Genomic DNA, 26261 nt, shown 5'->3' on the forward strand with positions numbered 1-26261 from the left:
AGGGGTTACCGACCAGTCCCTGACACCCTGGCCGGAGCATCCGGCCACGTCTGGAAAGATGGGGCCGACGATGACGTCGCCCCCCTAGGTCAGGGCCGTAAGCAGAACGCCACCCGCACATACAAGGAGCGGTCAGATGCCCATCGCAACCCCCGAGGTCTACAACGAGATGCTCGACCGGGCGAAGGCAGGAAAGTTCGCCTACCCGGCCATCAACGTGACCTCGTCCCAGACCCTGCACGCTGCGCTGCGCGGCTTCGCGGAGGCGGAGAGCGACGGCATCATCCAGATCTCCACGGGTGGCGCCGAGTTCCTGGGCGGCCAGCACAAGAAGGAGATGGTGATCGGCGCGGTCGCGCTCGCCGAGTTCGCGCACATCGTCGCCGCCAAGTACGACATCACGGTCGCGCTGCACACGGACCACTGCCCCAAGGACAAGCTGGACGGCTACGTACGTCCGCTGCTCGACATCTCCGCCGAGCGTGTCGCCAAGGGCGAGAACCCGCTGTTCCAGTCGCACATGTGGGACGGCTCCGCCGAGACCCTCGCCGACAACCTGGCCATCGGCCAGGAGCTGCTCGCGAAGGCCGCCGCCGCGAAGATCATCCTCGAGGTCGAGATCACCCCGACCGGCGGCGAGGAGGACGGTGTCTCGCACGAGATCAACGACTCCCTCTACACCACGGTCGACGACGCGCTGCGCACCGCCGAGGCCCTCGGCCTGGGCGAGAAGGGCCGCTACCTCCTCGCCGCGTCCTTCGGCAACGTGCACGGCGTCTACAAGCCGGGCAACGTCGTGCTGCGTCCCGACCTCCTGAAGGACCTGAACGAGGGCGTCGCCGCCAAGTACGGCAAGCCGAGCCCGTTCGACTTCGTCTTCCACGGCGGCTCCGGCTCCACGGCCGAGGAGATCGCCACCGCGCTGGAGAACGGCGTCGTGAAGATGAACCTCGACACCGACACCCAGTACGCGTTCACGCGTCCCGTCGCGGACCACATGTTCCGCAACTACGACGGTGTCCTGAAGGTCGACGGCGAGGTCGGCACCAAGTCGAAGTACGACCCGCGCACCTGGGGCAAGCTCGCCGAGGCGTCGATGGCGGCCCGCGTCACCGAGGCGTGCGGCGCGCTGCGCTCCACGGGCACCAAGCTGAAGTAGTACGTCCGCTGCGTACGGATCAGGGCTCGGCACCGCGCGGTGCCGGGCCCTTCCGTATGCTCCGGTGTATGGCTGCCCCTCCGCAGGAGTCCCCGGCCGTAAGGATCACGAGCGGCACGGGAAAGTGGATTCTGCTGACCACCGTTCTCGGCTCCAGCATGGCGATGCTGGACTCGACGGTCGTCAACGTCGCGCTGCCGCGCATCGGCCGCGATCTGGACGCGGACCTCGCGGCGCTCCAGTGGACCGTGAACGCCTACATGGTGACGCTGGCCGGGCTGATCCTGCTGGGCGGTGCGCTCGGGGACCGGTTCGGGCGTCGGAAGGTCTTCGTCATCGGCGTGGTCTGGTTCGCCGCGGCCTCGCTGCTGTGCGGGCTCGCGCCCAGCGCGGGCGTGCTGGTCGCGGCGCGTGCCCTGCAGGGCGTCGGCGGGGCGCTGCTCACGCCGGGCTCGCTCGCGCTGATCCAGGCGTCCTTCCACCCGGACGACCGGGCCAGGGCGGTCGGCCTGTGGTCGGGGTTCGGCGGTATCGGCGCGGCGGTCGGCCCGTTCCTGGGCGGCTGGCTGGTGGACGGCCCCGGCTGGCGCTGGGTCTTCCTGCTCAACGTCCCGGTGGCGCTGCTCTGCGCCCCCATCGCCGTACGGCATGTCCCCGAGTCCGCGGACGGTCGTAAGCACGGCCGTTTCGACGTCCTCGGCGCGGTCCTCGGCGCGCTGGCCCTCGCCCTGGTGACGTACGCGCTGATCGAGGCGCGCAGCGGTTCCGTGCTGGTCGTGGTGTCGGCGGTCGCGGGCGTGGCGGCGGGCGTCGCGTTCGTGTTCGTCGAGCGGCGCCGGCCCGACCCGATGATGCCGCTCGACATCTTCGCCTCGCGCCAGTTCACCGCGGTGAACCTGGTGACCCTGTGCGTGTACGCGGCCTTCGCGGGCTTCTTCTTCCTCTCCGCGCTGCAACTCCAGGTCGTGGCGGGCTACTCGGCCCTCGGTGCCGGTACGGCGCTGCTGCCGACGACCGCCCTGATGCTGCTGTTCTCCGCCCGCTCGGGCCAGCTCGCCCAGCGCATCGGCCCGCGCATCCCGCTCACCGTGGGTCCGCTGCTGTGCGCGGCCGGGATGCTGCTGATGCTGCGGGTCGGCCCTGACGCGTCGTACGTCGCCGACGTGCTGCCCGCGCTGCTGGTGCTGGGGCTCGGCATGGTGACCCTGGTGGCGCCGCTGACCGCGACGGTGCTGGCGTCCGTGGACACCGGGCGGGCGGGGCTGGCCAGCGGCATCAACAACGCGGCGGCCCGCGCGGCCGGGCTGGTCGCCGTGGCCGCGCTGCCGCTGCTGGTGGGGATGGGACCGGAGGCGTACCGGGTGCCGGAGCGGTTCGACGACGCGTTTCGACGGGCGATGCCGCTGTGTGCGGCGGTCCTCGTGGTGGGCGCGGTGCTTGCGTTCGCGACCGTGCGGCGTCCGGGGGCCGGGTGCCGGGTTCCCGAGTGCCGTACGCATGGGTGTGTGACCGCGCCGCCGCTGGAACGGGTTTCTGGCGGGGCGCCCTGAGGGGGTGCGCTTTGGTGAGGCCCGGTGCGGTGCGGTCCGGTTCGTCGTGGCACGGGCCCTTCCGCCGGATTTCGGCCGCGGGTGCCTGGGGGTGCGCGTCGGGCCGCGGGGGCGCGGGGTCTCCGGCCGGCGGGGGCGTGCCGTCGGGCCGTGGGTGTGCGGGGTCTCCGGGGGGCGGGGGATGGCGCAGACTGGGAGTCATGAGCCTTCACGAGAATCTTCTCGGGGGACCGCCCCCGACTCATCTGCCCGATGACCCGGAGCCGCGCGAGCTCCTCGCGAACGGCGCGGCGCCCGCCGACGTCGCCGCGAAGTACCCCACCTCCTCGCTTGCCTGGGCCCAGCTCGCCGACGAGGCGTTCGAGCGTGGCAGCGTCGTCGAGTCGTACGCCTACGCCCGTACCGGCTACCACCGCGGCCTGGACTCCCTGCGCCGCAGCGGATGGAAGGGCCACGGCCCGGTGCCCTGGGAGCACGAGCCCAACCGTGGCTTCCTGCGTGCCCTGCACGGCCTCGCCCGCGCCGCCCAGGCGATCGGTGAGCAGGAGGAGTACGAGCGCTGCAGCCAGTTCCTGAAGGACTCCTCGCCGGCGGCGGCCCAGACGCTGGGCTGACCCCGGGGTCAGCTGAGGCACGTCAGTGCAGGTCCGCCCGGTGTGACCGGGCGGACCTTGCGGACTCGGGGGACGATTGTGGAGGATGCGCGGTGGGGACCGGGGCCCCCGTGTCGAAAACGGCAGGGGCGGACCGCTACCCGGAGTACGCATCGGGAGACAGCGATGTCCCAACAGGCTCAGAACTCTGACGAGGCTCAGGAGCCCGAGACCCCGCATCTCGACTTCCACGGAACGACGCCGTACGAGGACTACGTACAGGCGGACGTCCTCACCCACCTCCAGCACACCCGCTCCGACGACCCCGGCGAGATGGTCTTCCTGGTCACCACCCAGGTCATGGAGCTGTGGTTCACCGTCATCGTCCACGAGTGGGAGACCGCGGCGCGGGCCCTGCGCGAGGAGCGGGTGCCGGTCGCGGTGGCGGCCCTGAAGCGGTCCCTGCGCGAGCTGGAGGCGCTGAACGCCTCCTGGCGGCCGCTGGCGCAGCTCACGCCGGCCCAGTTCAACTCCTACCGCTCCGCCCTCGGCGAAGGCTCCGGCTTCCAGTCCGCGATGTACCGCCGCATGGAGTTCCTGCTCGGCGACAAGTCCGCGTCGATGCTCGTCCCGCACCGGGGCGCGCCGCGCGTGCACGCCGAGCTGGAGAAGGCGCTGCACGAGCCGAGCCTCTACGACGAGGTGCTGCGGCTGCTCGCCCGGCGCGGCCACGCCGTCCCGGACGCCGTACTGCAGCGCGATCTGTCGCGCCGCTACGAGCCGTCCCCGGAGGTGGAGGCGGTGTGGACCGCCCTGTACGCGGGCGACGAGAACGACGAACTCGCCCGGCTCGGCGAGGTGTTGACGGACGTCGCCGAACTGGTCTGGCGATGGCGCAACGACCACCTGGTGGCGACCCGGCGCGCGATGGGCGCCAAGTCCGGCACGGGCGGCTCCGCCGGGGTGGCCTGGCTGGAGAAGCGCGCGCAGAAGAACGTGTTCCCCGAGCTGTGGACGGCGCGGTCGCATGTCTGAGCCGAGGGAGAGCGCCGAGCTGCGCACGAGGGCCGAGTCGCTCGACTCGACCGACGAACTGGCCAAGGCGCGCGAGCAGTTCGTCCTTGACGACGTCGTGTACCTGGACGGCAACTCGCTCGGCGCGCTGCCGGCGGGCGTCCCCGGGCGGGTGGAGGACGTCGTCCGCCGCCAGTGGGGCGAGCTGCGCATCCGCTCCTGGGACGAGAGCGGCTGGTGGACGGCGCCCGAGCGGATCGGCGACCGGATCGCGCCGCTGGTGGGTGCCGGACCCGGCCAGATCGTGGTCGGCGACTCCACAAGTGTCAACGTTTTCAAGGCGGTTGTGGCTGCGGTACGGATGGCCCGGCTTGCAGGGGGAGGGGCGGCGCAGGGGGCCGGAGGCGGCCGGGACGAGGTCGTCGTCGACGCGACGACGTTCCCCACCGACGGCTACATCGCCGAGTCGGCGGCGCGGCTGACCGGCTGCACACTGAGGCCCGTGCCGCCGTCCGAGGTGCCCGGCGTCCTGGGTCCCCGCACGGCGGCGGTCCTGCTCAACCACGTCGACTACCGCACCGGCCGCCTGCACGACCTCCCGTCGCTGACGGCCGCCGTGCACGCGGCGGGCGCCGTGGCGGTCTGGGACCTGTGCCACAGCGCGGGTGCCCTGCCCGTCGGCCTGGACGAGCACGGGGTGGACCTCGCGGTCGGCTGCACCTACAAGTACCTGAACGGCGGCCCGGGTTCACCGGCGTACCTGTACGTACGACGCGGCCTCCAGGACCGCTTCGACTCCCCGCTTCCCGGCTGGAACTCGCACGCCGAGCCCTTCGGGATGCGCCCGGACTACGAACCCGCGCCGGGCGCGCTGCGGGGCCGCGTGGGCACGCCGGACATCCTGTCCATGCTCGCCCTGGAGGCGGCCCTGGAGGTCTGGGACGGCATCCCGATCGAGTCGGTCCGCGCCAAGTCCCTCGCCCTCACGGACTTCTTCCTGGAGTGCGTGGCGGCCTACGTCCCCGAGGGCCGGGTGGAGTCCCTGACCCCGTCCGCCCACCGGGAACGCGGCAGCCAGGTCGCCCTCCGCTGCGACAACGCCGGCGAGGTCATGCAACGCCTCATCGCCCGCGGCGTCATCGGCGACTTCCGCCACCCCGACGTCCTCCGCTTCGGCTTCACCCCGCTGTACGTGGGCTTCGCGGACGTGGAACGGGCGGCGGGGGTGCTGGGGGAGGTTCTGGCGTAGCCGCGTTTCTGCGGTGCGTGTGGCGCAGGGTGGCCGGCGAAGCCTCGTTTCTGCGGGCAATCGTGCCGCCAGGGGCGGCACGGGTGGGCGCAGCGGCACCCCGTGAACGCCGGGCTGCGTGACCCACCCCCGGCCGACACCAACACCGGGTTACCGAGCGAAGCAAGAGGGCACCCGGGGTTTGCCCACCCACCCCGGGTGCCGGGGAGACCCGGGGTGCCCGAAGCCCACCCCGGGTCACCGAGAGGCCACGTACACCCCAGCCACCGCCGCGGCCACCGCAGCCTCCGCCGCCCGATCCCCCGCGGCAGCGTCCGGCGCCACCCCGGTGGTGAGCAACAGGTAGTACAGGGGCGCCGACACAGCCCGTACGACCTCGGCGGCATCCGTCCCGGGGGGCAACTCCCCCCGGGCAACCCCCTGTTCGACGCAAGGCGCCCACTCGGCCACCCGAACGTCGTAGAACCGCCGCAGCGCCTCCGCCGTACGACCGTCACACGTTGCCGCGGCGATCACGGCCCGGAACAACGCCCCTTGCCGGGGATCCGCGAGCGTCCGCCGCACCAGCGCGGCGTTGGCCCGCAGATCCCCCAGCACGGACCCGGTCTCCACCCGGGGAAGGGACTGCTCGGCCATGTCGCTCAGCAGGTCGGCGACCAGCCCGGTCACCGATCCCCATCGCCGGTAGACGGTGGTCTTGCCGACCTCCGCCCGCCGCGCGACATCGGCAAGATCGAGATGAGCGAACCCCTGCTCGGCGAGCACGTCCCCGGCGGCGTGGAGTACGGCCGCACGGACACGGGCGGTGCGCCCCCCGGGACGGACGGTGCCGGGCTCGGCGGACATGTCGGGCTCCTTCGGAGAGACGGACGGTACCCCGGCAGCGTAACGAAACGGTAGAACCGTTTAACCCTCACCGAGCGTGACATCCGTGTGTCGACGCACGTCACGGGCCTGATACCGTCCCCGCCAACGGCCGAACTCACACCCGGCCCGCCGAACACCTGGTCCGCCAAATCCTTTTCACCGCTGAGAGGTTGGAGCATGCCGGACGACGCCGCAGCCCGCGAGGGAGCCACCCCGGACGACGCCGCCACGCACGGCGACGGCGACGCTGCCGAGCGCCGGGACGCCGCCACCGCCCGCGATGCCGAGGAACAGGCGTCGGTCTTCTCGCACCCGCCCGTCGACCCCGACGTCACCGCCGCGTACGGCGACCACCCCGACCAGGTGATCGACTTCTACGCCCCGCGCGAGCCGGACCCGTCGGTTCCCGCCCCGCTCGTGGTCGTCCTGCACGGCGGCGCCTGGCGTGCACCGTACGACCGCCGGCACATCACTCCCTTCGCGGACTTCCTGGCCCGCCGCGGCTTCGCCGTCGCCAACGTCGAGTACCGCAGGGGCAGCGTGATCCCCGCTCAGGGCGGTGCGACCGCCGTGCAGGGCGGTGGCTCGGGGCCGGTCGCGGGTCGCTGGCCGGACACCTTCGACGACGTCGCGGCCGCGCTCGACGCGCTGCCCGGTCTCGTACGCGAACTGCTGCCGCTGGCCGACGCCCGGCGCACGGTGGTCACCGGGCACTCCGCGGGCGGTCACCTGGCCCTGTGGGCGGCCGCCCGGCACGTACTGCCCGCCGACGCCCCCTGGCACACCGGCCGCCCCGCCCCGCTTCGCGGCGTCGTCGCGCTCGCCCCGATCGCGGACTTCCGGGTCGCCGAGGAGCTGGGGGTGTGCGGGGGCGCCTCCAGCCAACTCCTGGGCGGAGAAGCCAGGTTCGCGGAGCGTCTGCCGTACGCCGACCCGGCGTTCCTGCTGCCCACCGGCATCGCCACGACCCTCGTGCAGGGCCGCACCGACATCGTGGTCCCGGAGGCGGTCGCCGAGGCGTACGCCGACGCGGCGGCGAAGTCCGGCGAGGTGATCGGGCTGACGCTCCTCGAGGACGTCGGCCACTTCCCGCTGATCGACCCGGCAGCGGACGCGTGCGCGGTGGTGGCGGAGGAGATCGCTCAGCTGGCCTGGTAGACGTCTCAATGCGTCTGGTGGGAACGGTGGTTGGTGGCTTTCGGAAGCCTTCTGGAGGCCTTTCAGGGGCCTTTCAGGGGCCTTTCAGGGGCCTTTCAAGGTTCTGCCGGAGGCCCTTCTGAGGCGTCCCGGTCATACCCGTAATACCTGAGAGCTACCTCGCAGGTGAGCTCCCTGGTGGGACGCCGACGACACGTCACGGTCCGTAATTTCCCTTTCGGAGACGCCCGATGAGCGGGCGCACCGGGAGGGGGAGGACGGTATGGGGGCCCAGGGGAAATCGAACGCGGCGCCGGCCGCGGAGGGGGGCGCGGACGCGACGGCGCCTGCCGGCAGCAAAGGGCGCACAGGGCGCGACAGGCGTACGGGGCGCGCCGGACGTGCCGGGCGGCTGCGCCGTGCATTTCTCGCCGCGTTGGTCGTGGGCGCCGTCGTCGTGCCCGTGTCCGCTGCCGCGCGGCCCCGGACACCCGCTCCGGCGCCCGCCGTCCTCGGCCCGGTGACGGCGTCGACGCTGGAGGGGGCGTATGCGGCGAACCGTGCGAACGCCGCGGAGGCGGCGCGCATGGCCGCGGCCCACGGTGACCGAGGCCGCGCCGCGGCCGACCGTGCGATGGCCGCCCCCTCCCGGGACTTCCTCTCGTTCGACGGCCGGGACGCGGGCCAGGCGGTCGAGGTCCTCGGCGACCTCGCGCACGCCGACCGCGTCGCGGTGCTCGTCCCCGGTTCCGACACGAGCCTGGACACCTACAACCGCTTCCGCGCGGGCGCTCTCGCCCTGCACCACCGGCTCGGCCCGCACACGGCCGTCGTCGCCTGGCTCGGCTACGAGACGCCGGGCACAGTCAGCACCACGGTCCTGACGCCGGGGCGGGCCGAGGACGCGGCCCCGCACCTGCGGGGGTTCGTACGGGAACTGCGGGGCGTGGTCGGGCCGTCGGCGCGCATATCCGTGCTGTGCCACTCGTACGGCACGGTGGTCTGCGGCCGAGCGGCGCACGGGCTGGACGTGGACGACATCGCCCTCGTCGGCAGCCCGGGCACCGGCGCGGACTCGGCGGCGGGGCTGCACACGTCCGCCCGGGTCTGGGCGGCCCGCGGCGCCGACGACTGGGTGGCGAACGTTCCGCACCTCCACGCGGACCTCTTCGGCACGACCGTCGGCTTCGGTACCGATCCGGTCTCCCCGGACTTCGGCGCCCGCGTGTTCGCGGCGGGCGGCGGCGGTCACAGCGACTACTTCGCACGGGGCTCGGAGTCCCTCGACAACCTCGCCCGGATCACCCTCGGCGACACCTCGGAGGTGACCCATGCCTAGCCACACGGGCGTCATACGGAGGCGCGTGCACGGCCTGCGTGCCGGAGCCCGCCGCATCGACGCCGCCACCCCCGCGGAGCGCGACCGCGCCGTCGACGCCCTGCGTGCCCTCGCGATCCTCGGCGTCGTGCTCGGCCACTGGCTGGTGACGGCCCTGGTCGCGGACGACGGCGGCGCCCTGCACACGGCGAGCCCGCTGCAGCACATGCCATGGCTGGCCCCGATCTCCTGGCTCTTCCAGACACTCGCCGTGTTCTTCCTGGTGGGCGGCCATGTGGCGACGAAGAGTTACGCGTCGGCGCGGGCGCGCGGCACGACGTACGGTCAGTGGCTGGGCAGCCGCCTCGCCCGGCTCTTCAGGCCGGTGGCCGTCGTGGTGATCGTGTGGACGGTGATCGCGGCCGGGCTGCTCGTGTCGGGCACGGGCGTGGAGACGGTCCACGCGCTGGCGAAGCTCGCGCTGTCCCCGCTGTGGTTCCTGCTGGTCTTCGCCGGGCTGACGGCGGCGACCCCGCTGCTGAGCCGCCTCAACCCGCTGTGGCCGCTGGCCGTCGTCCTCCACGTGGACCTCGTCCGCTTCGGCCTCGGTGGTCCTTCGTGGCTCGGCTGGGTCAATGTCGCGGCCGGCTGGATGGTGCCGTACACCCTGGGTGCGGCGTGGACGCGCGGTGAGCTGGACCGGCGCCGCGCGGGCTGGGTGCTGTTCGGACTCGGCGCGGCGGCGACCGCGGGGCTGGTGGCGTGGGCGGGGTATCCGGCGTCGATGGTCGGTGTTCCGGGCGCCGCGGTCTCCAACCTCAACCCGCCGACGCTGGCCGCCGTCGCCTTCGGCCTGGCGCAGTGCGGTCTCGCCCTGCTGCTGCGCGAGCCGCTGCGCCGGGTGATGCGGCGCCCCGTGGCCTGGGCGGCCGTGGCCCTGGTCAACCTGTCGGCGATGACGATATTCCTGTGGCACCAGACGGGGATGATGGCGGTCACCGCCCTGGGCCTGCGCGCGGGCCGTCTCCCCGGTCTGCACACCACCCCCGACGGTCTGGACTGGGTGCTGTCCCGCCTGCTCTGGCTGCCGGCCTTCGCGCTCGCCCTGACGGTCTGCTGGGCGGCGTTTCGCTCCTACGAACAGTCCGGCCGCCGACGCCGCCGCACCGCCCGTCCCTCGCGGGTGGTCGCCGTCCACCGCCGGTCCACCCGGGCGGGGACGAAGGCGGTACGCGGTGCCTAGGGTTGACCTCGTGGAGGAGAAGGAGCAGGCGGCCGGGGGACACGGCGACGACGCGGACCGCCGCCGGGGTGCGCCCGAGGGCCGGGACCCGGACGGGCCCCGGCAGGCGGAGAAGTCGGCGGCCGTGGCTCCGGTGTCCGGGGCGGGGACACGTATCTCCCTCCCGGAGTGGGTCGGGCATCGCATCCTCGTTCTCCTGCGCATGCTCCGCGCCGATCTCGTGACGGGCGATTCCCTCCCGCTTCCCCCGATGTCCCGGCCGCGCCGACTGCGGTGGCTTCCGCACGTGGTGATCTGCATCGTCGCGCTCGTCATCGTGCTCACGGGCAGAAACGAGATGGACGACGACTACGGACTGGGTGTGGCGCTGGCCGTGGCGGCCGGGGTCGCACAGGGCGTGGCCATGGTCCTCGCCCTGTGGCGGCCGCTGCCCGCGTGGTGGCTGTCGCTGGCCGGTACCGTCGTGGCGGCCCAGGGCGCGCGCTCGCACATGCCGATGATGGTTCCCCCGGGCCCCAACTGGCCGTGGAGCATGTCCGCGATCATCGCGCAGGCATTCGTGCTGTTCCTCGTCGCGTTGCGGGTGCCGACGCGTGTGGCCGCCGAGGCGCTGGCCGGGACCGCGCTGGTGACGTACCTCCTGCAGGGGATCCTGGGCGGCCCCCTGTACACGTCGACGGGTGTCTTCGCGCTCGTGGTCTTCGCGGCCGTCGTCCTCCTCGGGACCGCCCTGCGTGGTCGCCGAGAAGCCCGCACCGAGCTCGTCCAGCAGGCCTCGCTGACCGCAGAGGAGCGCGCCCGCCGCACGCTTCTGGAGGAGCGCAGCCGCATCGCGCGCGAGCTGCACGACGTGGTCGCCCACCACATGTCGGTGATCTCCATCCAGGCCCAGGTCGCCCCGCACCTGGTCGACAACCCTTCCCAGGAGCTGAAGGAGAACCTGGAGGGCATCCGGCACAACGCGCTGGAGGCGCTGACGGAGCTGCGCCGCGTCCTCGGCGTCCTGCGCTCCGAGAACCCCGACGATCCGTACGGTCTCGGGGCCGGGACGGGCGCCGCCCCGCACGCCCCGCAGCCCACCCTCGACCGCCTCGACGCACTCGTGGAGAACACCCGCGCCGCCGGGCTCGACGTGCACACCGAGATCACCGGGGAGGCGTTGCCGCTCGCGCCCGGTGTGGAGCTGTCGGCGTACCGGATCATCCAGGAGGCGCTCAGCAACGCCCTGCGGCACGCGCCCGGTTCCGTCGTCCGGGTGGAGCTCACGCACTTCCCGCGCGGCCTGCAGGTACGGGTCATCAACTCCAGACCCGAGCGGGCCGCCCCGCCCTCCCCGGGCGCGGGGCACGGACTGCTCGGCATGCGGGAGCGCGCCGCGATGCTCGGTGGCACCCTCGTGACGTCCGAGACGTCGCACGGCGGCTTCGTGGTCGCGGCCTTCCTTCCCCGCAACGGAGTCGCCCCCGCCGACGACCGCTCCCCCGACGGCGATTCGGCCGTCCACGACTCCCCAGGTCCAGGAGAAGAGACCCCATGACGAGCGGCACCATCCGCGTACTGATCGCCGACGACCAGCAGATGGTCCGGCAGGGCTTCACCGTGCTGCTCAACGCCCAGCCCGGCATCGAGGTGGTCGGCCAGGCGGTCGACGGCCGGGACGCGATCGCGAAGGTCGCCGAACTGGCCCCGGACGTCGTCCTGATGGACATCCGCATGCCCGAGATCGGCGGCATCGAGGCGACCCGCCGCATCACCGAGGCCACCCCGCACATCAGAGTGCTGGTGCTCACCACCTTCGACCTCGACGAGTACGTGTACGACGCGCTGCGCTCCGGCGCGTCCGGGTTCCTGTTGAAGGACGCGTCGGCCGAGCAGCTCGCCGAGGCGGTGCGGGTGGTGGCGGCGGGCGACGCACTGCTCGCCCCGGGCATCACGCGCCGGCTCATCGCGGAGTTCTCCCGCCTCAATGCCACGCCCCGCGCCCCGCTCAAGCAGCGTGTGGGCGAACTGACCGAACGCGAGACGGAGGTCCTCGCGCTCATCGCGCAGGGCCTGTCGAACGCGGAGATCGCCGAGCGGCTCGTCGTCGCCGAGCAGACCGTGAAGACGCACGTGGGCCGCATCCTGGTGAAGCTGGGGCTGCGCGACCGCACCCAGGCGGCGGTGTTCGCCTACGAGTCGGGGCTGGTGCGCCCGTCGGGCTACTGAGCCCGCTCCGTCCCCGGTGGTCCCCCGGGACATACCCGTAGTACCTGAGACGGATCCCGCAGGACCCCTCTCACTGGTGACGACCGCGTCCCCGTTCTGGCCTACCGTTTTGAACGTGACCGAGACGACCCAGACGCAGACGACGCCACCCGGCAGGGCCAAGCCGCGCAGCCCGGAATTCCGGCTGGCCGCGGACGCCCTGCGCGGGCTGCGGCAGGATCTGTTCCACGATGCCTTCGCCTACCGGCCGCTGCCCCGCATGCGGGTGGACGGCCCGTTGACGCGGCGGCTGCCGCCGCGCATCCGGGAGAAGGCGGTATGGACCCCGCACGCCGTGGTGGCGGCCGCCGGAGTGCTGGCGACGGCCATCGGCGTCTCGGCGAACGACCAGCCCAGCGGTCAGCTCAACCTCCCGCTGGGCATCCTCTTCGTGCTGTGCCCGATCCTGCTGACGCTGGTCCGGCCGGTCGGCGCCTTCTGGCTGTCCGTCGCGGTGGTACCGATCACCGGGACGTTCGGCGGCTGGACCGACGACTGGCCGTGGCAGCCCGGCAGCTTCGCCGCCCACCTCGTGGTCCTCACGGTCGTCGCACTGCGGACCCGACCGCGCACGGCGGCGTGGATGTGGGCGCTGACCGCGGCGTACGGACTCGTTGTCGAGAGCCTCTTCGGCAGCGGGCACTTCGCCTCGAACACCGGACCGATGATGGTCGTCTCCGCCCTGGCGCTGCTGGTCGTCACCGTCGTGCACATACGCCACGAGGCCGCGCAGAAGGTGACCGCGCAGCAGACGGTGACCGCGCACGAGCGTTCCAAGCGCACCCTTCTCGAAGAGCGCACGACGATCGCCCGCGAGCTGCACGACGTGGTTGCCCACCACATGTCGGTGGTGGCCATCCAGGCGGAGGCCGCGCCGTACCGGGTGGAGAACCCGCCGCCGGAGCTGGAGCAGGCCTTCGCCACGATCCGGGAGAACGCGGTGGCGGCACTGACCGAACTGCGCCGCGTCCTCGGCGTCGTCCGGGCGGAGGACTACGAGGCCCCGGACGCCCCGCAGCCCACGCTCGCCGACCTCGACCGGCTCCTGGAGAACGTGCGTGACGCGGGCCTCGCCGTGGACAAGGTGGTCACCGGGGCGATACGCGAGCTGCCGCAGGGCGTGGAGCTGTCGGCGTACCGCATCGTCCAGGAGGCCCTCAGCAACAGCCTGCGGCACGCGCCCGGCGCCGGTGCTCGCGTCGAGATCGGCTACGTGCTCGGCGGACTCGGCCTGCGCATAGTCAACGGCCCTGCGCGGGGCCTGGTGAAGCCGTCACCCGGCGCCGGCCACGGCCTGACCGGTATGCGGGAGCGGGTGGTGATGCTGGACGGCGAGATGACGACCGCGGCGACGGACGACGGGGGGTACGAGGTGACGGTGTTCCTGCCGGTGCCCGCGCCGGAGACGGAGGAGTCCGCATGACGGACGGCACCACGGACGGCACCATCCGCGTCCTGATCGCCGACGACCAGATGATGGTCCGCGAGGGGTTCTCGGTGCTGCTCGGCGCGATGCCGGGTATCGAGGTGGTCGGCGAGGCGGTCAACGGAAGGGAGGCGGTCGAGCGGGTGCGGGAACTCGCACCGGACGTCGTCCTGATGGACATCCGCATGCCGGAGCTGAACGGTATCGAGGCCACCCGGGAGATCGTCGCGGCGGACAGCAGTGCGAAGGTCCTCGTGCTGACCACTTTCGACCTCGACGAGTACGTGTACCAGGCGCTGCGCGCGGGGGCCTCCGGCTTTCTGCTCAAGGACGCCTCGGCACGCCAGCTCGCCGACGGCGTACGGGTGGTGGCGGCCGGGGAGGCGCTGCTCGCGCCGTCCGTGACCCGGCGCCTCATCACGGAGTTCTCCAAGCTCGGCGACGTGCCCAGGTTCCCGGCCGCGGCGCAGGCGGCGTACGGGGACCTGACCGAGCGGGAGACGGAGGTGCTGGTGCTGATCGCGCAAGGGCTGTCCAATGCGGAGATCGCGGAGCGGCTGTTCGTCGCCGAGTCCACCATCAAGACCCATGTCAGCCGCATCCTGGTGAAGCTGGGCCTGCGGGACCGCACGCAGGCGGCGGTGTTCGCGTACGAGGCGCGACTGGTCACGCCGGGGTGAGGAGCCCGTGTCGTCTCCCGCCGGTGGGATGACGAGAGGGCCGCGCCGCGAGACACCCCTGGTCAGCGAGGGGCGGCTCGGGCTAGCGTCCGGTCATGGCAGCCTTTGATCCCTGGGACCCTGCGTTCCTCGCCGACCCGTACCCCGCCTATGCCGAGCTGCGTGCCCAGGGCCGCGTGCACTACTACGAGCCGACGGGGCAGTGGCTCGTCCCGCATCACGCGGACGTGTCGGCGTTGCTGCGGGACCGGCGGCTGGGGCGGACTTACCAGCACCGGTTCACACACGAGGACTTCGGGCGGACGGCGCCGCCGGCGGAGCAGGAGCCGTTCCATGTGCTCAACGACCACGGGATGCTCGACCTGGAGCCGCCGGACCACACGCGCATCAGGCGGCTGGTGTCGAAGGCGTTCACACCGCGGACGGTGGAGCAGCTCAAGCCGTATGTGTACAAGCTGGCGAACGACCTGGTGGCAGGGCTGGTCGAGGCGGGCGGCGGCGATCTGCTGACCGATGTCGCCGAGCCGCTGCCGGTCGCGGTGATCGCGGAGATGCTGGGCATCCCGGAGTCCGACCGGGCGCCGCTGCGGCCGTGGTCGGCGGACATCTGCGGGATGTACGAGCTGAACCCTTCCGAGGAGACGGCGGCGCGGGCGGTGCGGGCGTCGGTCGAGTTCAGCGAGTACCTGCGGGAGCTGATCGAGGTCCGCCGCAAGGAGCCGGGGGAGGACCTGATCTCGGGGCTGATCGCGGCGTACGACGAGGGCGACCGGCTGACCGAGCAGGAGATGATCTCCACCTGTGTCCTGCTGCTGAACGCGGGGCACGAGGCGACGGTGAACTCGACGGTGAACGGCTGGTGGACGCTGTTCCGCCACCCCGACCAGCTGGCGGCCCTGCGCGCGGACCACACCCTCGTCCCGTCCGCCGTGGAGGAGCTGATGCGCTACGACACCCCGCTTCAGCTCTTCGAGCGCTGGGTGCTGGACGACATCGAGATCGCCGGGACGACGATCCCGCGCGGGTCCGAGATCGCGATGCTCTTCGGTTCCGCCAACCACGACCCCGAGGTCTTCCAGGACCCCGAGCGCCTGGATCTGACGCGCGCCGACAACCCGCACATCTCCTTCAGCGCGGGCATCCACTACTGCATCGGCGCGCCCCTGGCCCGTATCGAGCTGGCGGCTTCCATGACGGCTCTGCTGACGAAGGCCCCGACGCTGAGCCTGGCGGCGGAGCCGGGACGCAAGCCGAACTTCGTGATCCGGGGCCTTGAGGGGCTCAGCGTCGCGGTCTGAGCCGCCGGAGCAGGGCCCAGACGCCCAGGGCGGCGGCGGTTCCGCCGAGGACCGCCAGCGGCAGTTCGGCGTAGAGCACGCGCCAATCGGGTGCCTGCTCGAACCGCCAGAGCCGCTTGCGGACGTCGACGGCCCACACCGCGAGCCCCGCGCCCGCGCCGACGGCCGCGATCAGACAGCCGGCGGCGGCCTCCGTACGTTGTCCCATGCCCGGGAGAGACGTACGGGGGCCGCTTCGGGGTTCCCGCGCCGGTCAGGTCGTCAGGTCGCGGCGCCGCAGACCCGCCAGTCCGCCCGCCACCAGTACCGCAGCGAGCCCGAGCAGGACCAGCACGGGTTGCCACTGCATCGCCCCGCCCGGCAGCTTCGGGAGGTGGCCGAAGGGCGACAGGTCCAGCACCGCCCGGGGAGCGTCCAGGGCGGGACCCACCCAGCCGATCAGCAGGACCGCCCCGGCCACGCCCCACGCCGCCGTCGCCCCCCGCGGAGCAATCCCGTGCAGCAGCACCGCGAGCCCGCCGACGACCCAGACCCCGGCGACCTGTACGAGGCACGCGGCCAGGATCGGCCCGGCCTCCTTGCCGTATCCGACCGCGAAGCCCAGGCCCGCGAGCAGCATGATCAGCAAGGCGCCGCCGAAGGCGATCACCAGATGCCCGGCGGCCCAACGCAGCCGCCCGACCGCGTTCGCCAGCACGGGTTCTGCCCGCCCGGACGTCTCCTCGCCGTGCAGCCGCAGGACGGAGCCGACGACGTACAGCGCGGCGACCAGCCCGAGCATCCCGACCATCGAGGCGAGGAAGGCGTCCGTCAGGCCGCTGTGACCGCCCATCCGCTCGAAGATCTCTCGGGCGTTCTTGTTGTCGCCGACCAGATCGGCCGCGCCCTCCGTCAGGCCGCCGTAGACCACCCCGGCGAGGAAGAAGCCGATGCTCCAGCCCAGCACGCTCCCGCGCTGCAGCCGCCAGGCCAGCGCCGCCGCCGTGCCGAGGCGGCCGACGGCAGGTCCGGGCCGGGTGGGCATGAAGCTCATACCGACGTCCCGGCGCCCGGCGAGCGCGTACGCCACCGCGCCCTGGATCAGCACGGCCGCCGCGAACAGCAGGAGCACCCACCAGCGTTCGTGCGCGTACGGCCGCAGGTTCTCCAGCCAGCCGAGCGGCGACAGCCAGGTCAGCACGGACGAGCCGTCGTCGGTCGCCGAGTCGCCCGCCGCGCGCAGCACGAAGGCGGCGCCCAGGACCGCGGCCGTGAGCCCGCGCGCGAGCCGCGCGCTCTGCGTGAACTGCGCGACGATCGCCGCCGTCGTGGCGAACACCGCGCCGACGCCCGCGATCCCGAGCCCGAAGGCCAGCGCGCCCGCCGACCCCTGCCCGGCCAGCCCGGCCGTGATCAGCAGGGCCAGGACGGCGTTCGCGACCGCGGCCGCCCCCAGCGCCGCCGTCAGCGAGGCGCGCCGCCCCACCGCGGCGGAGGCGATCAGCTCCTGCCGGCCGCTCTCCTCCTCGTCGCGGGTGTGCCGTACGACGACCAGAAGGCCGGTGACCGCGGCGAGGGCGCCCGCGTAGACGCCGACGCGCCAGGCGGTGAGGGCGCCGAGGGAGTCGCCGAAGACGGGGCCGATCAGGGAGCGGAAGGAGGAGTTGGTGGCGACCTGGTGCAGCAGGTCGGTGCGCTCGGCCTCGGTGCCGTACAGGCCCTTCAGCGTGTTCGGCATGGAGAGGACCATCAGGGCGTTCACCGCCACCCACACCGGGATCATCACCCGGTCACGGCGCAGGTTGAAGCGCAGCAGCACCCCCGTGCCCACGAGGGACGTCATCGCGCCGCCACCTCCTCGTCCTGGTAGTGACGCAGGAACAGCTCCTCCAGGGTCGGCGGCTTCGACGTCAGGGACCGTACGCCCGAGTCGGTCAACGACCGCAGTACGGCGTCGAGTTTGTCCGTGTCGACCTGGAGCCGGACGCGACGGCCCTGTACGTCCAGGTCGTGCACGCCCGGCAGCCGCGCCAACCCGTTGGGGGCGCCCGCGAGTTCGGCGGTCACGCTCGTCCGCGTCAGGTGGCGCAGGTCGGCGAGCGAGCCCGTCTCGACGGTGACGCCCCGGCGGATGATGCTGACCCGGTCGCACAACTCCTCGACCTCGCTGAGGATGTGGGAGGAGAGCAGGATCGTGCGGCCGCGGTCGCGCTCCTCCTCGACGCAGCGCTGGAAGACCTCCTCCATCAGCGGGTCGAGGCCCGACGTCGGTTCGTCCAGGATCAGCAGGTCGACGTCCGAGGCGAAGGCGGCGACGAGGGCGACCTTCTGCCGGTTGCCCTTGGAGTACGTGCGGCCCTTCTTGGTGGGGTCCAGCTCGAAGCGTTCGATCAGCTCGGCGCGGCGCCCGGTGTCGAGCCCGCCGCGCAGCCGCCCGTACAGGTCGATGACCTCGCCGCCGGAGAGGTTGCGCCACAGGGTGACGTCACCGGGGACGTAGGCGATCCGGCGGTGCAGTTCGACCGCGTCGGCCCATGGGTCGCGGCCCAGCAGCTGCGCCGCGCCCGAGTCGGCGCGCAGCAGGCCGAGCAGGACGCGGATGGTGGTGGACTTGCCGGCGCCGTTCGGGCCGAGGAAGCCGTGGACCTCACCGGTCTCGACGTCCAGGTCGAGGCCGTCCAGGGCGTGCGTCTTGCCGAACGACTTGTGCAGTCCGGAGACGGTGATTGCCTTCGTCATGCTTCGGAACGTACGCTTCTTTCAGAAATTTGTGAAGTTAAGGAAGCGTATGAATGCCGGATAGGGTGGGGCCATGACGGAATCGAAGGCGGGGCGCGACCCGGAGTCGGTCTCGCGGTTCGTCGAGCACTTCGCGGCGCAGCTGGTCGAAGCGGGCGTGCCGAGGATGCCCGCGCGTGTGTTCGCCGCGCTGCTCGCGTCCGACACCGGGGCGCTCACCTCGACCGAGCTGGGCGAGCAGTTGCGGATCAGCCCCGCCGCGGTGTCCGGGGCGGTGCGCTATCTGGCGCAGGTGCATCTGGTCTCACGGGAGCGGGAGCCCGGTTCGCGCCGGGAGCGCTACCGGGTGCACAGCGATCAGTGGTACGAGGCGATCACCAACCGCGAGGCCATCATCAAGCGCTGGGAGGACGGGCTGCGTGACGGGGTGGTCGCCCTGGGAGCCGACACCCCCGCGGGGCGCCGGCTCGCCGAGACGCTGGCCTTCTTCGAGTTCATGGGGGGCGAGGTCCAGGAGATGATGGGCCGCTGGCGCGTCGAACGCGAGAGACTGTTCGGCTCTTCCTGAGGCCGCGGGCACGCCCCGCCGTGCCCTACCGCTCCTTCGTCTCCTCCAGCACCGTCCGCCCCAGCAGCGCGTACCGCTCCGGTCGGCGCCGCTTCAGATAGGTGGCGTACACGAGTCCGCCCACCGCGATCAGCGCGACGATCCACGGGGTCGCCCGCAGGACCAGCGAACCGGACTCCGTGCCGGCCGCGACCCCCATGTTCGACACCAGCAGGACGACCACCGCGAGCATCGCGATCCCGCCGGCCAGTGGGGCGGTGAACGTCCTGAACCAGTGCCGGCTCTCGGGGTGGTTCCTGCGGAAGTAGGCGAGCACCGCGAACGAGCACACGGCCTGCACGACCAGGATCGCCATGGTGCCGAGGATGGCGAGCAGGACGTAGGTGCCGGTGTACGGGTCCTTGCCGGCGATCCAGAACGCGCCGATCAGGACGGCGCTGATGACCGACTGGACGATGCCCGCGATGTGCGGGGAGCCGTGCCGTGGGTGGGTGCGGCCGATGGTGCGCTGAAGGGACGGCAGTACGCCCTCGCGGCCGAGCGCGTACATGTAGCGGGCGGCGCAGTTGTGGAAGGCCATGCCGCAGGCCAGCGAGCCGGTGATCATCAGCCACTGCATGACGTCGACGGCCCAGTGGCCGACGTAGCGCTCGGTGGGGTTGAAGAAGAGGGCGAGCGGGTTGGCGGAGGAGGCGGCCTTCACCGCGTCGGCCTCGCCGTTGCCGGTGATGGCCATCCAGGAGACGAGGACGTAGAAGACGCCGACGCCGAGGACCGAGATCATCGTCGCCTTGGGGATGATCTTCTTGGGGTCGCGGGACTCCTCGCCGTACATCGCCGTCGACTCGAAGCCGACCCACGACCAGAACGCGAAGAAGAGGCCGAGGCCGGCGCTGGTGCCCTTGAAGGCGTTGACCGGGTTGACCGGGCCGAAGGTGAAGCCGTTCGGGCCGCCGCCGTGCGCGGCGACGGACACCGCCATCGCGGCGAGGACCGTGACCTCGGTGGCCAGCAGCACGACGAGCAGCTTCTCGGCGACCGAGACGCCGAACCAGGTGCCCACCGAGTTGATCGCGAGCATCAGGACCGCGAAGGCCCACCACGGGATGTCGAGCCCGGTCTGGTCCTTGAGGGTGGTGGTCGCGAAGGTCGAGAAGATGCCGATCAGGGCCGGCTCGAAGACGACGTACGCGAAGGTCGCGAGCAGTCCCGAAGCGAGGCCCACGGTGCGGCCGAGACCGTAGGAGATGAAGCCGTAGAAGGCGCCCGTGGAGGTGATGTGCTTCGCCATCGAGGTGAAGCCGACCGCAAAGATTGCCAGGACGACCATTGCGACGAGATAGCTCGCCGGGGCGCCGATGCCGTTTCCGGCGGAGACCATGAAGGGCACGTTCCCTGTCATGGCGGTGATCGGCGCGGCGGTGGCGATCGCCATGAAGACCACGCCGAGCAGGCCGATGGCGTTCGGTTTGAGCCGGTGAACGGTGTTTCCGGGCGCCCCTTCGGAAGCGTCCGCCGCCTCTCCGGCTCCGGGGACCAGGTCCTCTTGTACGGCCATGGAGTGGCACCCTTCCTGCTGCGCTCAGTGTGTCCGCCTGAGCCGGAATCCTCCTGGGTGAATGAGTCGGCGTAAAGGTATCGGCGTTAAATATTTGTCTCGTAGACCTTTGGGATGGGTGTCGCGACCCCGGGCCGCGGTCGCCACGCGACGCTCAGCCCGGCAGCGTGAGGCCCCAGGCCCCCTCGCGCACCGTCCACGTCCGGGTCCGCACGGGCCCGCTGATCACCGAGTCCGCCCGGTAGCGGAAGTCCGGCCCGGAGACGGTGACGCGCTTCCCGACGGCCAGCAGGGGGGAGGCGGCCGCGCCCACGGACAGCGGGTGGATCTCGACCTCCGCGCCTCCCGAGGCCCCCGGCGTCACCGACAGGGCCTCCACGGGCTGATCGAGGTCGACCACGGTCACGCCGTCGACCTCGACGCGCAGCCGGACCGACCGGGACCCGCCCCCGGGCCCGGGGACGGAAGCCACCCGCGCCGGCCGCGCGGCCAGCGTGCGCACGAGCGACTGGCACGTACGCAGCCACGGATGCCCGGGACCCGCGGGCGCCCTCTCCGCGGCCCCCACCGGCGCCGGAACGGTCGCCGCGGGTATCCGCAGCGCCCCCAGCACCACCCCGTCGCTGTCGTCCACCAGCAGGTCCAGCCGCCGTTCCGTCCCGTCGAGGACAGCCCGGGCCGCCGCCACGGCTCCCGTGGGCACCCCCAGGGCGCGCGCCAGCGAGAGCGCACCCCCGACGGGCACGAGGGACAGCCCGCACGTGGCGAGTTCCCGCCGTCGGTGCAGCAGGGCCACCGCGCGCAGCAGAGCCCGGTCGTCGCCCACCACGACAGGCCGTCTCGACCCTCTTCGGGCCAGTGCGCGGGCGAATTCCTCGGGCCCCTCGGGGAGGCACACTTTGGCGCTCGCACCCGCGCTGAGCACGTCTTTTGCGATCCGTACCGACTCACCGTCACTGCGACGGGCGACCGGGTCGATGACCACCAGAAGCTGGTCGGAAGCCGCCACCTCGGTCATGCCTCGCTTCCTCGGGTAGCATCTTTGTGCAAGAGCCCCTTGCGCTATTGCGCCAGGGGCTTCGTCTATTCCGGGGCATCCGGTCCGACGGTCGCGGCCAAAGGTGGTCGCCGGCGTACGCAGCCGTACACATGTTCAGCCGCGTACGTCCCCGACCTTGGACATGCCCCGCCCGGAAGGGGTGTACGCCTGTGCCCGCACTTGTGCTGCTCGGTGCTCAGTGGGGTGACGAAGGCAAGGGAAAGGCCACCGACCTGCTCGGTGGATCCGTGGACTATGTGGTGCGCTACCAGGGCGGCAACAACGCCGGCCATACGGTAGTCGTTGGCGATCAGAAGTACGCCCTCCACCTCCTCCCTTCCGGAATCCTCACGCCGGAGTGCACTCCGGTGATCGGAAACGGAGTCGTCGTCGACCCGTCGGTCCTGTTCTCCGAGCTGAACGGACTGAACGAGCGAGGCGTTGACACGTCCAAGCTCCTGATCAGCGGAAACGCTCACGTCATCACGCCGTACAACGTCACCGTCGACAAGGTGACGGAACGCTTCCTCGGGAAGCGCAAGATCGGCACGACCGGGCGCGGTATCGGCCCGACGTACGCGGACAAGATCAACCGCGTCGGCATCCGCATCCAGGACCTCTACGACGAGTCGATCCTGACGCAGAAGGTCGAAGCGGCGCTCGACGGCAAGAACCAGCTCCTCACCAAGGTCTTCAACCGCCGCGCCATCGAGGTGGAGCAGGTCGTCGAGGAGCTGCTGAGCTACGCGGACCGGCTGAAGCCGTACGTCGCGGACACGGTTCTGATCCTGAACAAGGCGCTCGAGGACGACAAGGTGGTCCTCTTCGAGGGCGGCCAGGGCACGCTTCTCGACATCGACCACGGCACGTATCCGTTCGTGACGTCGTCGAACCCGACCGCGGGTGGCGCGTGCACCGGCGCGGGTGTCGGCCCGACCAAGATCAGCCGGGTCATCGGCATCCTCAAGGCGTACACGACCCGCGTCGGCTCCGGTCCCTTCCCGACCGAGCTGTTCGACGAGGACGGCGAGGCGCTGCGCCGTATCGGCGGCGAGCGTGGTGTGACGACCGGCCGTGACCGCCGCTGCGGCTGGTTCGACGCGGTGATCGCCCGCTACGCGACCCGTGTGAACGGCCTGACGGACTTCTTCCTGACGAAGCTCGACGTGCTCACCGGCTGGGAGGAGATCCCGGTCTGCGTGGCGTACGAGATCGACGGCAAGCGCGTCGAGGAACTCCCGTACTCCCAGACCGACTTCCACCACGCGAAGCCGATCTACGAGACCCTCCCGGGCTGGTCCGAGGACATCACCAAGGCCAAGACGTTCGAGGACCTCCCGAAGAACGCCCAGGACTACGTGAAGGCCCTGGAGGAGATGTCCGGCGCCCCGATCTCCGCGATCGGCGTGGGCCCGGGCCGCGACGAGACGATCGAGATCAACTCGTTCATCTAGCACGGCGGTAGGACGGTAGGGCGGTACGGCGGGATGGCCGTACGGCGACTCATGTGCGCCCCCGGGCGGCTTCGGCCGCCCGGGGGCGTTCGCGTGGGGCGCTTCGCAGAGACTTGACCCGGACATGGCCTGTTCCTGGTTCCGGACGGGCGGGGGCGGGGCCAGGATCTACGCGTGTAGTCCCGCCAGGCTCATCCCTCTGCCCGCGAAACGCCAGTCCCAGGAGACCCGTATGCCCGTCAACCCCATGGACCGCCGGGAGTTCATGCAGAAGTCGGCAGCCACCGGTGCGGCCGTCGCCGTGGCAGGAGCCGTCGGCGCGACGCCCGCGCAGGCCGCGACGCAGCCCGGAACGCAGCACGAGAACCACACGCGGAGGCCCCGCACCTGGTCGTTCTCCATCCTGGGCACCACGGACCTGCACAGCCATGTCTTCGACTGGGACTACTACACGGACGCCGCGTACCAGGACAAGGCGGGCAACTCCGTGGGCGTCGCGCGCGTCGCCACGCTCATCAAGCAGCAGCGCGCCGCCAAGGGCGAGCACCGCGTACTCCTCGTCGACGCGGGCGACATCATCCAGGGCACGTCCCTCGCGTACTACTACGCGAAGGTCGACCCCATCACGGGAACCGACGGCCACAAGGGCCCGAAGCACCCCATGGCGGTCGCGATGAACGCCATGAAGTACGACGCCGCCGCGCTCGGCAACCACGAGTTCAACTACGGCATCGACACGCTCCGCAAGTTCGAGAGCCAGTGCCACTTCCCCCTCCTGGGCGCCAACGCCCTCGACGCGAAGACGCTCCGCCCCGCCTTCCACCCGTACACCGTGAAGCGGATCTGTGTGCCCGGCGCCCCCGACATCAAGGTCGGCATCCTCGGCCTGACGAACCCCGGCATCGCCCTGTGGGACAAGGACAACGTCGCCGGGAAGATGGTGTTCCCGGGCCTCGTCGAGCAGGCGAAGAAGTACGTTCCGCGGCTGCGCGCCCTCGGCTGCGACGTCGTCTTCCTCACCGATCACTCGGGCCTGGACGGCAGTTCGTCGTACGGCAGTGAACTCCCGTACGTCGAGAACGCGTCGAACCTCGTCGCCGAGCAGGTCCCCGGCATCGACGCGATCCTGGTCGGTCACACGCACACCGAGGTCTCCTCCTACACGGTGACCAACAAGGAGACCGGCAAGGACGTCGTCCTCTCCGAGCCGTACTGCTACGGCATGCGTCTGACCGTCTTCGACTTCGAGCTCGAACTCGTCCACGGGCAGTGGAAGGTGACCAGCACCAAGGCGCAGACCCTCAACAGCAACACGGTCGAGGAGGACGCGGAGATCACGGGCCTCCTCAAGGCCGACCACGACCTGGTCGTGAAGTACGTCAACACACCGGTCGGCACCTGCACGGCGGACCTCTCCGCCGCCGAGTCCTGCTGGAAGGACGTGCCGATCATGGACTTCATCCACCTGGTCCAGGCGAAGGCGGTCGCGGCCGGCCTCTCCACGGCCGACGCCGCGCTCCCGCTGATCTCCGTCGCCGCGCCCTTCAGCCGCACCGCCGACATCCCGCAGGGCGACGTCACGATCCGCGACGTCGCGGGCCTCTACATCTACGACAACACCCTGTACGGCAAGAAGCTCACCGGCGCCCAGCTCAAGGACTACCTGGAGTACGCGGCGAAGTACTACCACCAGGTCCCGTCCGGCACGAAGGTCGACACGGCGACCGTGACGAACGCCAACAGCTTCTGGGACTACATGTACGACACGGCCGCGGGCGTCGACTACGACATCGACATCGCGCAGCCGGAGGGCTCCCGCATCAAGAACCTCTCCTACAAGGGCGCGGCCGTCACGGCTGACCAGGTCTTCGTCGTCGCCGTCAACAACTACCGCGCCAACGGCGGCAGCGGCTACCCGCACATCGCCTCGGCCGACATCGCGTACAGCTCGACGGACCAGATCCGTCAACTGATGATCGACTACGTGACGGCCAAGGGCGCCCTCGACCCGGCGGACTTCGCAGCCGCCAACTGGAAGCTGACGCAGAACGGCACGCCGGTGTTCTAGGCACTGCTCCGCCGCACGCCCCCACAAGTGGGCGTGCGGCGATGGCGGAGCATAGGCTGAAACGTGCACCTCTGTGTGCGTATGCGTGCGTCCGTCAGGAGAAGGTGAGTGCGATGCGCGTGTTGCTCAAGGCGACATTGGACCCGGACAAGGCGAACGAGGTTCTGCAGGGCGGAAAGATGCCGGACCTGCTGAAGGAAACGATGGACCGCATCAAGCCGGAGGCCGCCTACTTCGGCCCCCTGGGCGGTCGGCGCACCATCCTCCTGGTCTTCGACATGCAGGAGAGCTCCGAGCTCCCACCCGTCGGAGAGCCGTTCTTCACCAACCTCAACGCCACGGTCGAGGTCTGCCCGATCATGAACCTGGAGGATCTGCAGAAGGGGCTCGGCCAGCTCAAGTAGGACATCTGCCAGGACATCGGCCAGGACACCGGCTCAGGCCGCGTCCTCCGGCTGCTGCGCGTCCCAGCGGGCGCGGGCGGCGGTGATCGCGGCCTTGTGGGTACGGGACCAGTCGGCAAGGTCGGCGATGGCCCCGGCGAGGCTCTCGCCGGTGGGAGTCAGCCGGTACTCGGTCCGGGGCGGGATCGTCGGGCGGACGGTGCGGTGCACCAGGCCGTCGCGGAGCAACCGGCGCGTCGTCACCGTGAGCATCCGCTGTGAGATGCCCGGAATCGCGCGCTGGAGTTCGCGGAACCGGCGTACGCCCTTGGCGAGTTCGAGGACCACCAGGACCGACCACTTGTCCCCGATGCGGTCCAGCACGTCGCGAATCCCGCAGTCGTCGTCCCCGCACGGCCCGTTGACCTGCGGGGTTACCGCGGTGTGCGTGACGGTCATGGAAGTGCCTCCTTATGCGATCCGCTGGGCGCGGTGAAGCTGTCGTCACCAGTGAAGCAACCACGTATCGCACGGAGGCATTTCATGATTCTGGTGACCGGTGTGTCCGGCGCTCTCGGCGGGCTGGTGCGGGAACGGCTCGGGGCCGCGGCCGCCGAGGAGTCCTCCGCCGCGGACGTCGCGTTCCCGGTGCCCGGCAGCGGCCGCCAGAGCGTGCGGTCGGCGGAGCTGGC

Annotated in this window: 24 protein-coding genes; 17 read left to right on the plus strand and 7 right to left on the minus strand. The window is 71.5% G+C overall.

The genetic code is table 11. The features are described 5' to 3' along the window. The first annotated feature begins 136 nt into the window (after positions 1 to 136). From fbaA to kynU, 5 genes are all read left to right on the plus strand, one after another. Positions 137 to 1159, plus strand: coding sequence for a class II fructose-bisphosphate aldolase (gene fbaA / locus ACN6LB_RS39245; protein WP_356133943.1), 1023 nt, complete (start codon positions 137 to 139; stop codon positions 1157 to 1159). Between the two features lie 68 nt (positions 1160 to 1227). Continuing rightward, positions 1228 to 2709 carry an MFS transporter gene (locus ACN6LB_RS39250; RefSeq protein ID WP_445030044.1) on the plus strand — a complete coding sequence of 494 codons (1482 nt, stop codon included), beginning with the start codon at positions 1228 to 1230 and terminating at the stop codon, positions 2707 to 2709. Between the two features lie 200 nt (positions 2710 to 2909). Beyond that, the gene (locus tag ACN6LB_RS39255) at positions 2910 to 3323 is read left to right on the plus strand and encodes a DUF3151 domain-containing protein (RefSeq protein ID WP_356133939.1); all 414 of its coding nucleotides are present in this window, start codon (positions 2910 to 2912) and stop codon (positions 3321 to 3323) included. A gap of 165 nt (positions 3324 to 3488) precedes the next feature. Beyond that, entirely contained in the window at positions 3489 to 4337 is an 849-nt protein-coding gene (locus ACN6LB_RS39260; protein ID WP_445030045.1) for a tryptophan 2,3-dioxygenase family protein, read from the plus strand. After that, a complete protein-coding gene (gene kynU, locus ACN6LB_RS39265; protein ID WP_445030046.1) occupies positions 4330 to 5565 on the plus strand; it encodes a kynureninase in 1236 nt (411 codons plus the stop codon). Before ACN6LB_RS39260 ends, kynU begins: the two co-directional genes overlap by 8 nt. Before the next feature lie 237 nt (positions 5566 to 5802). Here kynU and ACN6LB_RS39270 read toward each other — a convergent pair whose 3' ends face one another. Next, positions 5803 to 6411, minus strand: coding sequence for a TetR/AcrR family transcriptional regulator (locus tag ACN6LB_RS39270; protein ID WP_445030047.1), 609 nt, complete (start codon positions 6409 to 6411; stop codon positions 5803 to 5805). A 198-nt stretch (positions 6412 to 6609) separates the two neighbouring features. Here ACN6LB_RS39270 and ACN6LB_RS39275 point away from each other — a divergent pair, with 198 nt between their 5' ends. The 8 genes from ACN6LB_RS39275 (at position 6610) to ACN6LB_RS39310 (ending at position 15781) form a co-directional block, all read left to right on the plus strand. Next, positions 6610 to 7590 carry an alpha/beta hydrolase family protein gene (locus ACN6LB_RS39275; RefSeq protein ID WP_445030048.1) on the plus strand — a complete coding sequence of 327 codons (981 nt, stop codon included), beginning with the start codon at positions 6610 to 6612 and terminating at the stop codon, positions 7588 to 7590. A 262-nt stretch (positions 7591 to 7852) separates the two neighbouring features. Next, the gene (locus tag ACN6LB_RS39280) at positions 7853 to 8908 is read left to right on the plus strand and encodes an alpha/beta hydrolase (RefSeq protein ID WP_445030049.1); all 1056 of its coding nucleotides are present in this window, start codon (positions 7853 to 7855) and stop codon (positions 8906 to 8908) included. Beyond that, on the plus strand, positions 8901 to 10130 hold the full coding sequence (locus ACN6LB_RS39285) for an acyltransferase family protein (RefSeq protein ID WP_445030050.1): 1230 nt from the start codon (positions 8901 to 8903) through the stop codon (positions 10128 to 10130). Before ACN6LB_RS39280 ends, ACN6LB_RS39285 begins: the two co-directional genes overlap by 8 nt. Before the next feature lie 202 nt (positions 10131 to 10332). Continuing rightward, positions 10333 to 11667, plus strand: coding sequence for a sensor histidine kinase (locus ACN6LB_RS39290; protein ID WP_356133977.1), 1335 nt, complete (start codon positions 10333 to 10335; stop codon positions 11665 to 11667). Then, complete coding sequence (locus tag ACN6LB_RS39295; RefSeq protein ID WP_356133923.1) at positions 11664 to 12338, plus strand: response regulator transcription factor; 675 nt, start codon at positions 11664 to 11666, stop codon at positions 12336 to 12338. The genes ACN6LB_RS39290 and ACN6LB_RS39295 overlap by 4 nt, the downstream gene beginning before the upstream one ends. Before the next feature lie 115 nt (positions 12339 to 12453). After that, entirely contained in the window at positions 12454 to 13800 is a 1347-nt protein-coding gene (locus ACN6LB_RS39300) for a sensor histidine kinase (protein WP_445030051.1), read from the plus strand. Beyond that, entirely contained in the window at positions 13797 to 14483 is a 687-nt protein-coding gene (locus ACN6LB_RS39305) for a response regulator (RefSeq protein ID WP_445030052.1), read from the plus strand. The genes ACN6LB_RS39300 and ACN6LB_RS39305 overlap by 4 nt, the downstream gene beginning before the upstream one ends. Positions 14484 to 14578: 95 nt before the next feature. Next, positions 14579 to 15781 (plus strand): cytochrome P450, encoded by a 1203-nt coding sequence (locus ACN6LB_RS39310; RefSeq protein ID WP_445030053.1) that lies wholly within the window; start codon positions 14579 to 14581, stop codon positions 15779 to 15781. On the opposite strand, the gene ACN6LB_RS39315 is transcribed toward ACN6LB_RS39310, so the two are convergent. The 3 genes from ACN6LB_RS39315 to ACN6LB_RS39325 are packed head-to-tail and all read right to left on the minus strand — an operon-like array spanning position 15765 to position 18499. Continuing rightward, a complete protein-coding gene (locus tag ACN6LB_RS39315; protein WP_445030054.1) occupies positions 15765 to 15989 on the minus strand; it encodes a hypothetical protein in 225 nt (74 codons plus the stop codon). The genes ACN6LB_RS39310 and ACN6LB_RS39315 overlap by 17 nt on opposite strands. Before the next feature lie 45 nt (positions 15990 to 16034). Continuing rightward, a complete protein-coding gene (locus tag ACN6LB_RS39320) occupies positions 16035 to 17603 on the minus strand; it encodes an ABC transporter permease (protein WP_445030055.1) in 1569 nt (522 codons plus the stop codon). Then, positions 17600 to 18499 (minus strand): ABC transporter ATP-binding protein, encoded by a 900-nt coding sequence (locus ACN6LB_RS39325; RefSeq protein ID WP_445030056.1) that lies wholly within the window; start codon positions 18497 to 18499, stop codon positions 17600 to 17602. The genes ACN6LB_RS39320 and ACN6LB_RS39325 overlap by 4 nt, the downstream gene beginning before the upstream one ends. A gap of 73 nt (positions 18500 to 18572) precedes the next feature. Here ACN6LB_RS39325 and ACN6LB_RS39330 point away from each other — a divergent pair, with 73 nt between their 5' ends. Then, positions 18573 to 19067, plus strand: coding sequence for a GbsR/MarR family transcriptional regulator (locus ACN6LB_RS39330; protein WP_356133909.1), 495 nt, complete (start codon positions 18573 to 18575; stop codon positions 19065 to 19067). Positions 19068 to 19092: 25 nt separating this feature from the next. Here ACN6LB_RS39330 and ACN6LB_RS39335 read toward each other — a convergent pair whose 3' ends face one another. After that, complete coding sequence (locus tag ACN6LB_RS39335; RefSeq protein WP_445030057.1) at positions 19093 to 20625, minus strand: APC family permease; 1533 nt, start codon at positions 20623 to 20625, stop codon at positions 19093 to 19095. 154 nt (positions 20626 to 20779) lie between these two features. Further along, a complete protein-coding gene (locus ACN6LB_RS39340; protein ID WP_356133902.1) occupies positions 20780 to 21643 on the minus strand; it encodes a diacylglycerol kinase in 864 nt (287 codons plus the stop codon). A 191-nt stretch (positions 21644 to 21834) separates the two neighbouring features. On the opposite strand from ACN6LB_RS39340, the gene ACN6LB_RS39345 reads away from it, so the two are divergent. The 3 genes from ACN6LB_RS39345 to ACN6LB_RS39355 all read left to right on the plus strand — a co-directional run bounded on the left by ACN6LB_RS39345 (position 21835) and on the right by ACN6LB_RS39355 (position 25590). Continuing rightward, the gene (locus tag ACN6LB_RS39345; RefSeq protein WP_445030058.1) at positions 21835 to 23118 is read left to right on the plus strand and encodes an adenylosuccinate synthase; all 1284 of its coding nucleotides are present in this window, start codon (positions 21835 to 21837) and stop codon (positions 23116 to 23118) included. 232 nt (positions 23119 to 23350) lie between these two features. After that, positions 23351 to 25186: a bifunctional metallophosphatase/5'-nucleotidase gene (locus ACN6LB_RS39350; protein WP_445030059.1), complete on the plus strand. Its 1836-nt coding sequence runs from the start codon at positions 23351 to 23353 to the stop codon at positions 25184 to 25186. A gap of 113 nt (positions 25187 to 25299) precedes the next feature. Then, the gene (locus tag ACN6LB_RS39355) at positions 25300 to 25590 is read left to right on the plus strand and encodes a hypothetical protein (RefSeq protein WP_356133896.1); all 291 of its coding nucleotides are present in this window, start codon (positions 25300 to 25302) and stop codon (positions 25588 to 25590) included. A gap of 33 nt (positions 25591 to 25623) precedes the next feature. Here the strand turns inward: ACN6LB_RS39355 and ACN6LB_RS39360 are convergent, their stop codons facing one another. Continuing rightward, the gene (locus tag ACN6LB_RS39360; protein ID WP_445030060.1) at positions 25624 to 26028 is read right to left on the minus strand and encodes a winged helix-turn-helix transcriptional regulator; all 405 of its coding nucleotides are present in this window, start codon (positions 26026 to 26028) and stop codon (positions 25624 to 25626) included. Positions 26029 to 26261: the final 233 nt, after the last annotated feature.

This window comes from Streptomyces sp. SAS_270, from assembly GCF_052543295.1.

Bases quoted from the DNA above. Each gene is read 5' to 3' on its own strand.
- ACN6LB_RS39260 (WP_445030045.1), top strand. From the start codon at position 3,489: ATGTCCCAACAGGCTCAGAACTCTGACGAGGCTCAGGAGCCCGAGACC.
- ACN6LB_RS39335 (WP_445030057.1), bottom strand. From the start codon at position 20,625: ATGGCCGTACAAGAGGACCTGGTCCCCGGAGCCGGAGAGGCGGCGGAC.
- ACN6LB_RS39360 (WP_445030060.1), bottom strand. From the start codon at position 26,028: ATGACCGTCACGCACACCGCGGTAACCCCGCAGGTCAACGGGCCGTGC.
- ACN6LB_RS39320 (WP_445030055.1), bottom strand. From the start codon at position 17,603: ATGACGTCCCTCGTGGGCACGGGGGTGCTGCTGCGCTTCAACCTGCGC.
- ACN6LB_RS39255 (WP_356133939.1), top strand. From the start codon at position 2,910: ATGAGCCTTCACGAGAATCTTCTCGGGGGACCGCCCCCGACTCATCTG.
- kynU (WP_445030046.1), top strand. From the start codon at position 4,330: ATGTCTGAGCCGAGGGAGAGCGCCGAGCTGCGCACGAGGGCCGAGTCG.
- ACN6LB_RS39325 (WP_445030056.1), bottom strand. From the start codon at position 18,499: ATGACGAAGGCAATCACCGTCTCCGGACTGCACAAGTCGTTCGGCAAG.
- ACN6LB_RS39350 (WP_445030059.1), top strand. From the start codon at position 23,351: ATGCCCGTCAACCCCATGGACCGCCGGGAGTTCATGCAGAAGTCGGCA.
- ACN6LB_RS39355 (WP_356133896.1), top strand. From the start codon at position 25,300: ATGCGCGTGTTGCTCAAGGCGACATTGGACCCGGACAAGGCGAACGAG.
- ACN6LB_RS39340 (WP_356133902.1), bottom strand. From the start codon at position 21,643: ATGACCGAGGTGGCGGCTTCCGACCAGCTTCTGGTGGTCATCGACCCG.
- ACN6LB_RS39315 (WP_445030054.1), bottom strand. From the start codon at position 15,989: ATGGGACAACGTACGGAGGCCGCCGCCGGCTGTCTGATCGCGGCCGTC.
- ACN6LB_RS39310 (WP_445030053.1), top strand. From the start codon at position 14,579: ATGGCAGCCTTTGATCCCTGGGACCCTGCGTTCCTCGCCGACCCGTAC.
- ACN6LB_RS39275 (WP_445030048.1), top strand. From the start codon at position 6,610: ATGCCGGACGACGCCGCAGCCCGCGAGGGAGCCACCCCGGACGACGCC.
- ACN6LB_RS39270 (WP_445030047.1), bottom strand. From the start codon at position 6,411: ATGTCCGCCGAGCCCGGCACCGTCCGTCCCGGGGGGCGCACCGCCCGT.
- ACN6LB_RS39295 (WP_356133923.1), top strand. From the start codon at position 11,664: ATGACGAGCGGCACCATCCGCGTACTGATCGCCGACGACCAGCAGATG.
- ACN6LB_RS39285 (WP_445030050.1), top strand. From the start codon at position 8,901: ATGCCTAGCCACACGGGCGTCATACGGAGGCGCGTGCACGGCCTGCGT.
- ACN6LB_RS39280 (WP_445030049.1), top strand. From the start codon at position 7,853: ATGGGGGCCCAGGGGAAATCGAACGCGGCGCCGGCCGCGGAGGGGGGC.
- ACN6LB_RS39305 (WP_445030052.1), top strand. From the start codon at position 13,797: ATGACGGACGGCACCACGGACGGCACCATCCGCGTCCTGATCGCCGAC.
- ACN6LB_RS39250 (WP_445030044.1), top strand. From the start codon at position 1,228: ATGGCTGCCCCTCCGCAGGAGTCCCCGGCCGTAAGGATCACGAGCGGC.
- ACN6LB_RS39290 (WP_356133977.1), top strand. From the start codon at position 10,333: ATGCTCCGCGCCGATCTCGTGACGGGCGATTCCCTCCCGCTTCCCCCG.
- fbaA (WP_356133943.1), top strand. From the start codon at position 137: ATGCCCATCGCAACCCCCGAGGTCTACAACGAGATGCTCGACCGGGCG.
- ACN6LB_RS39330 (WP_356133909.1), top strand. From the start codon at position 18,573: ATGACGGAATCGAAGGCGGGGCGCGACCCGGAGTCGGTCTCGCGGTTC.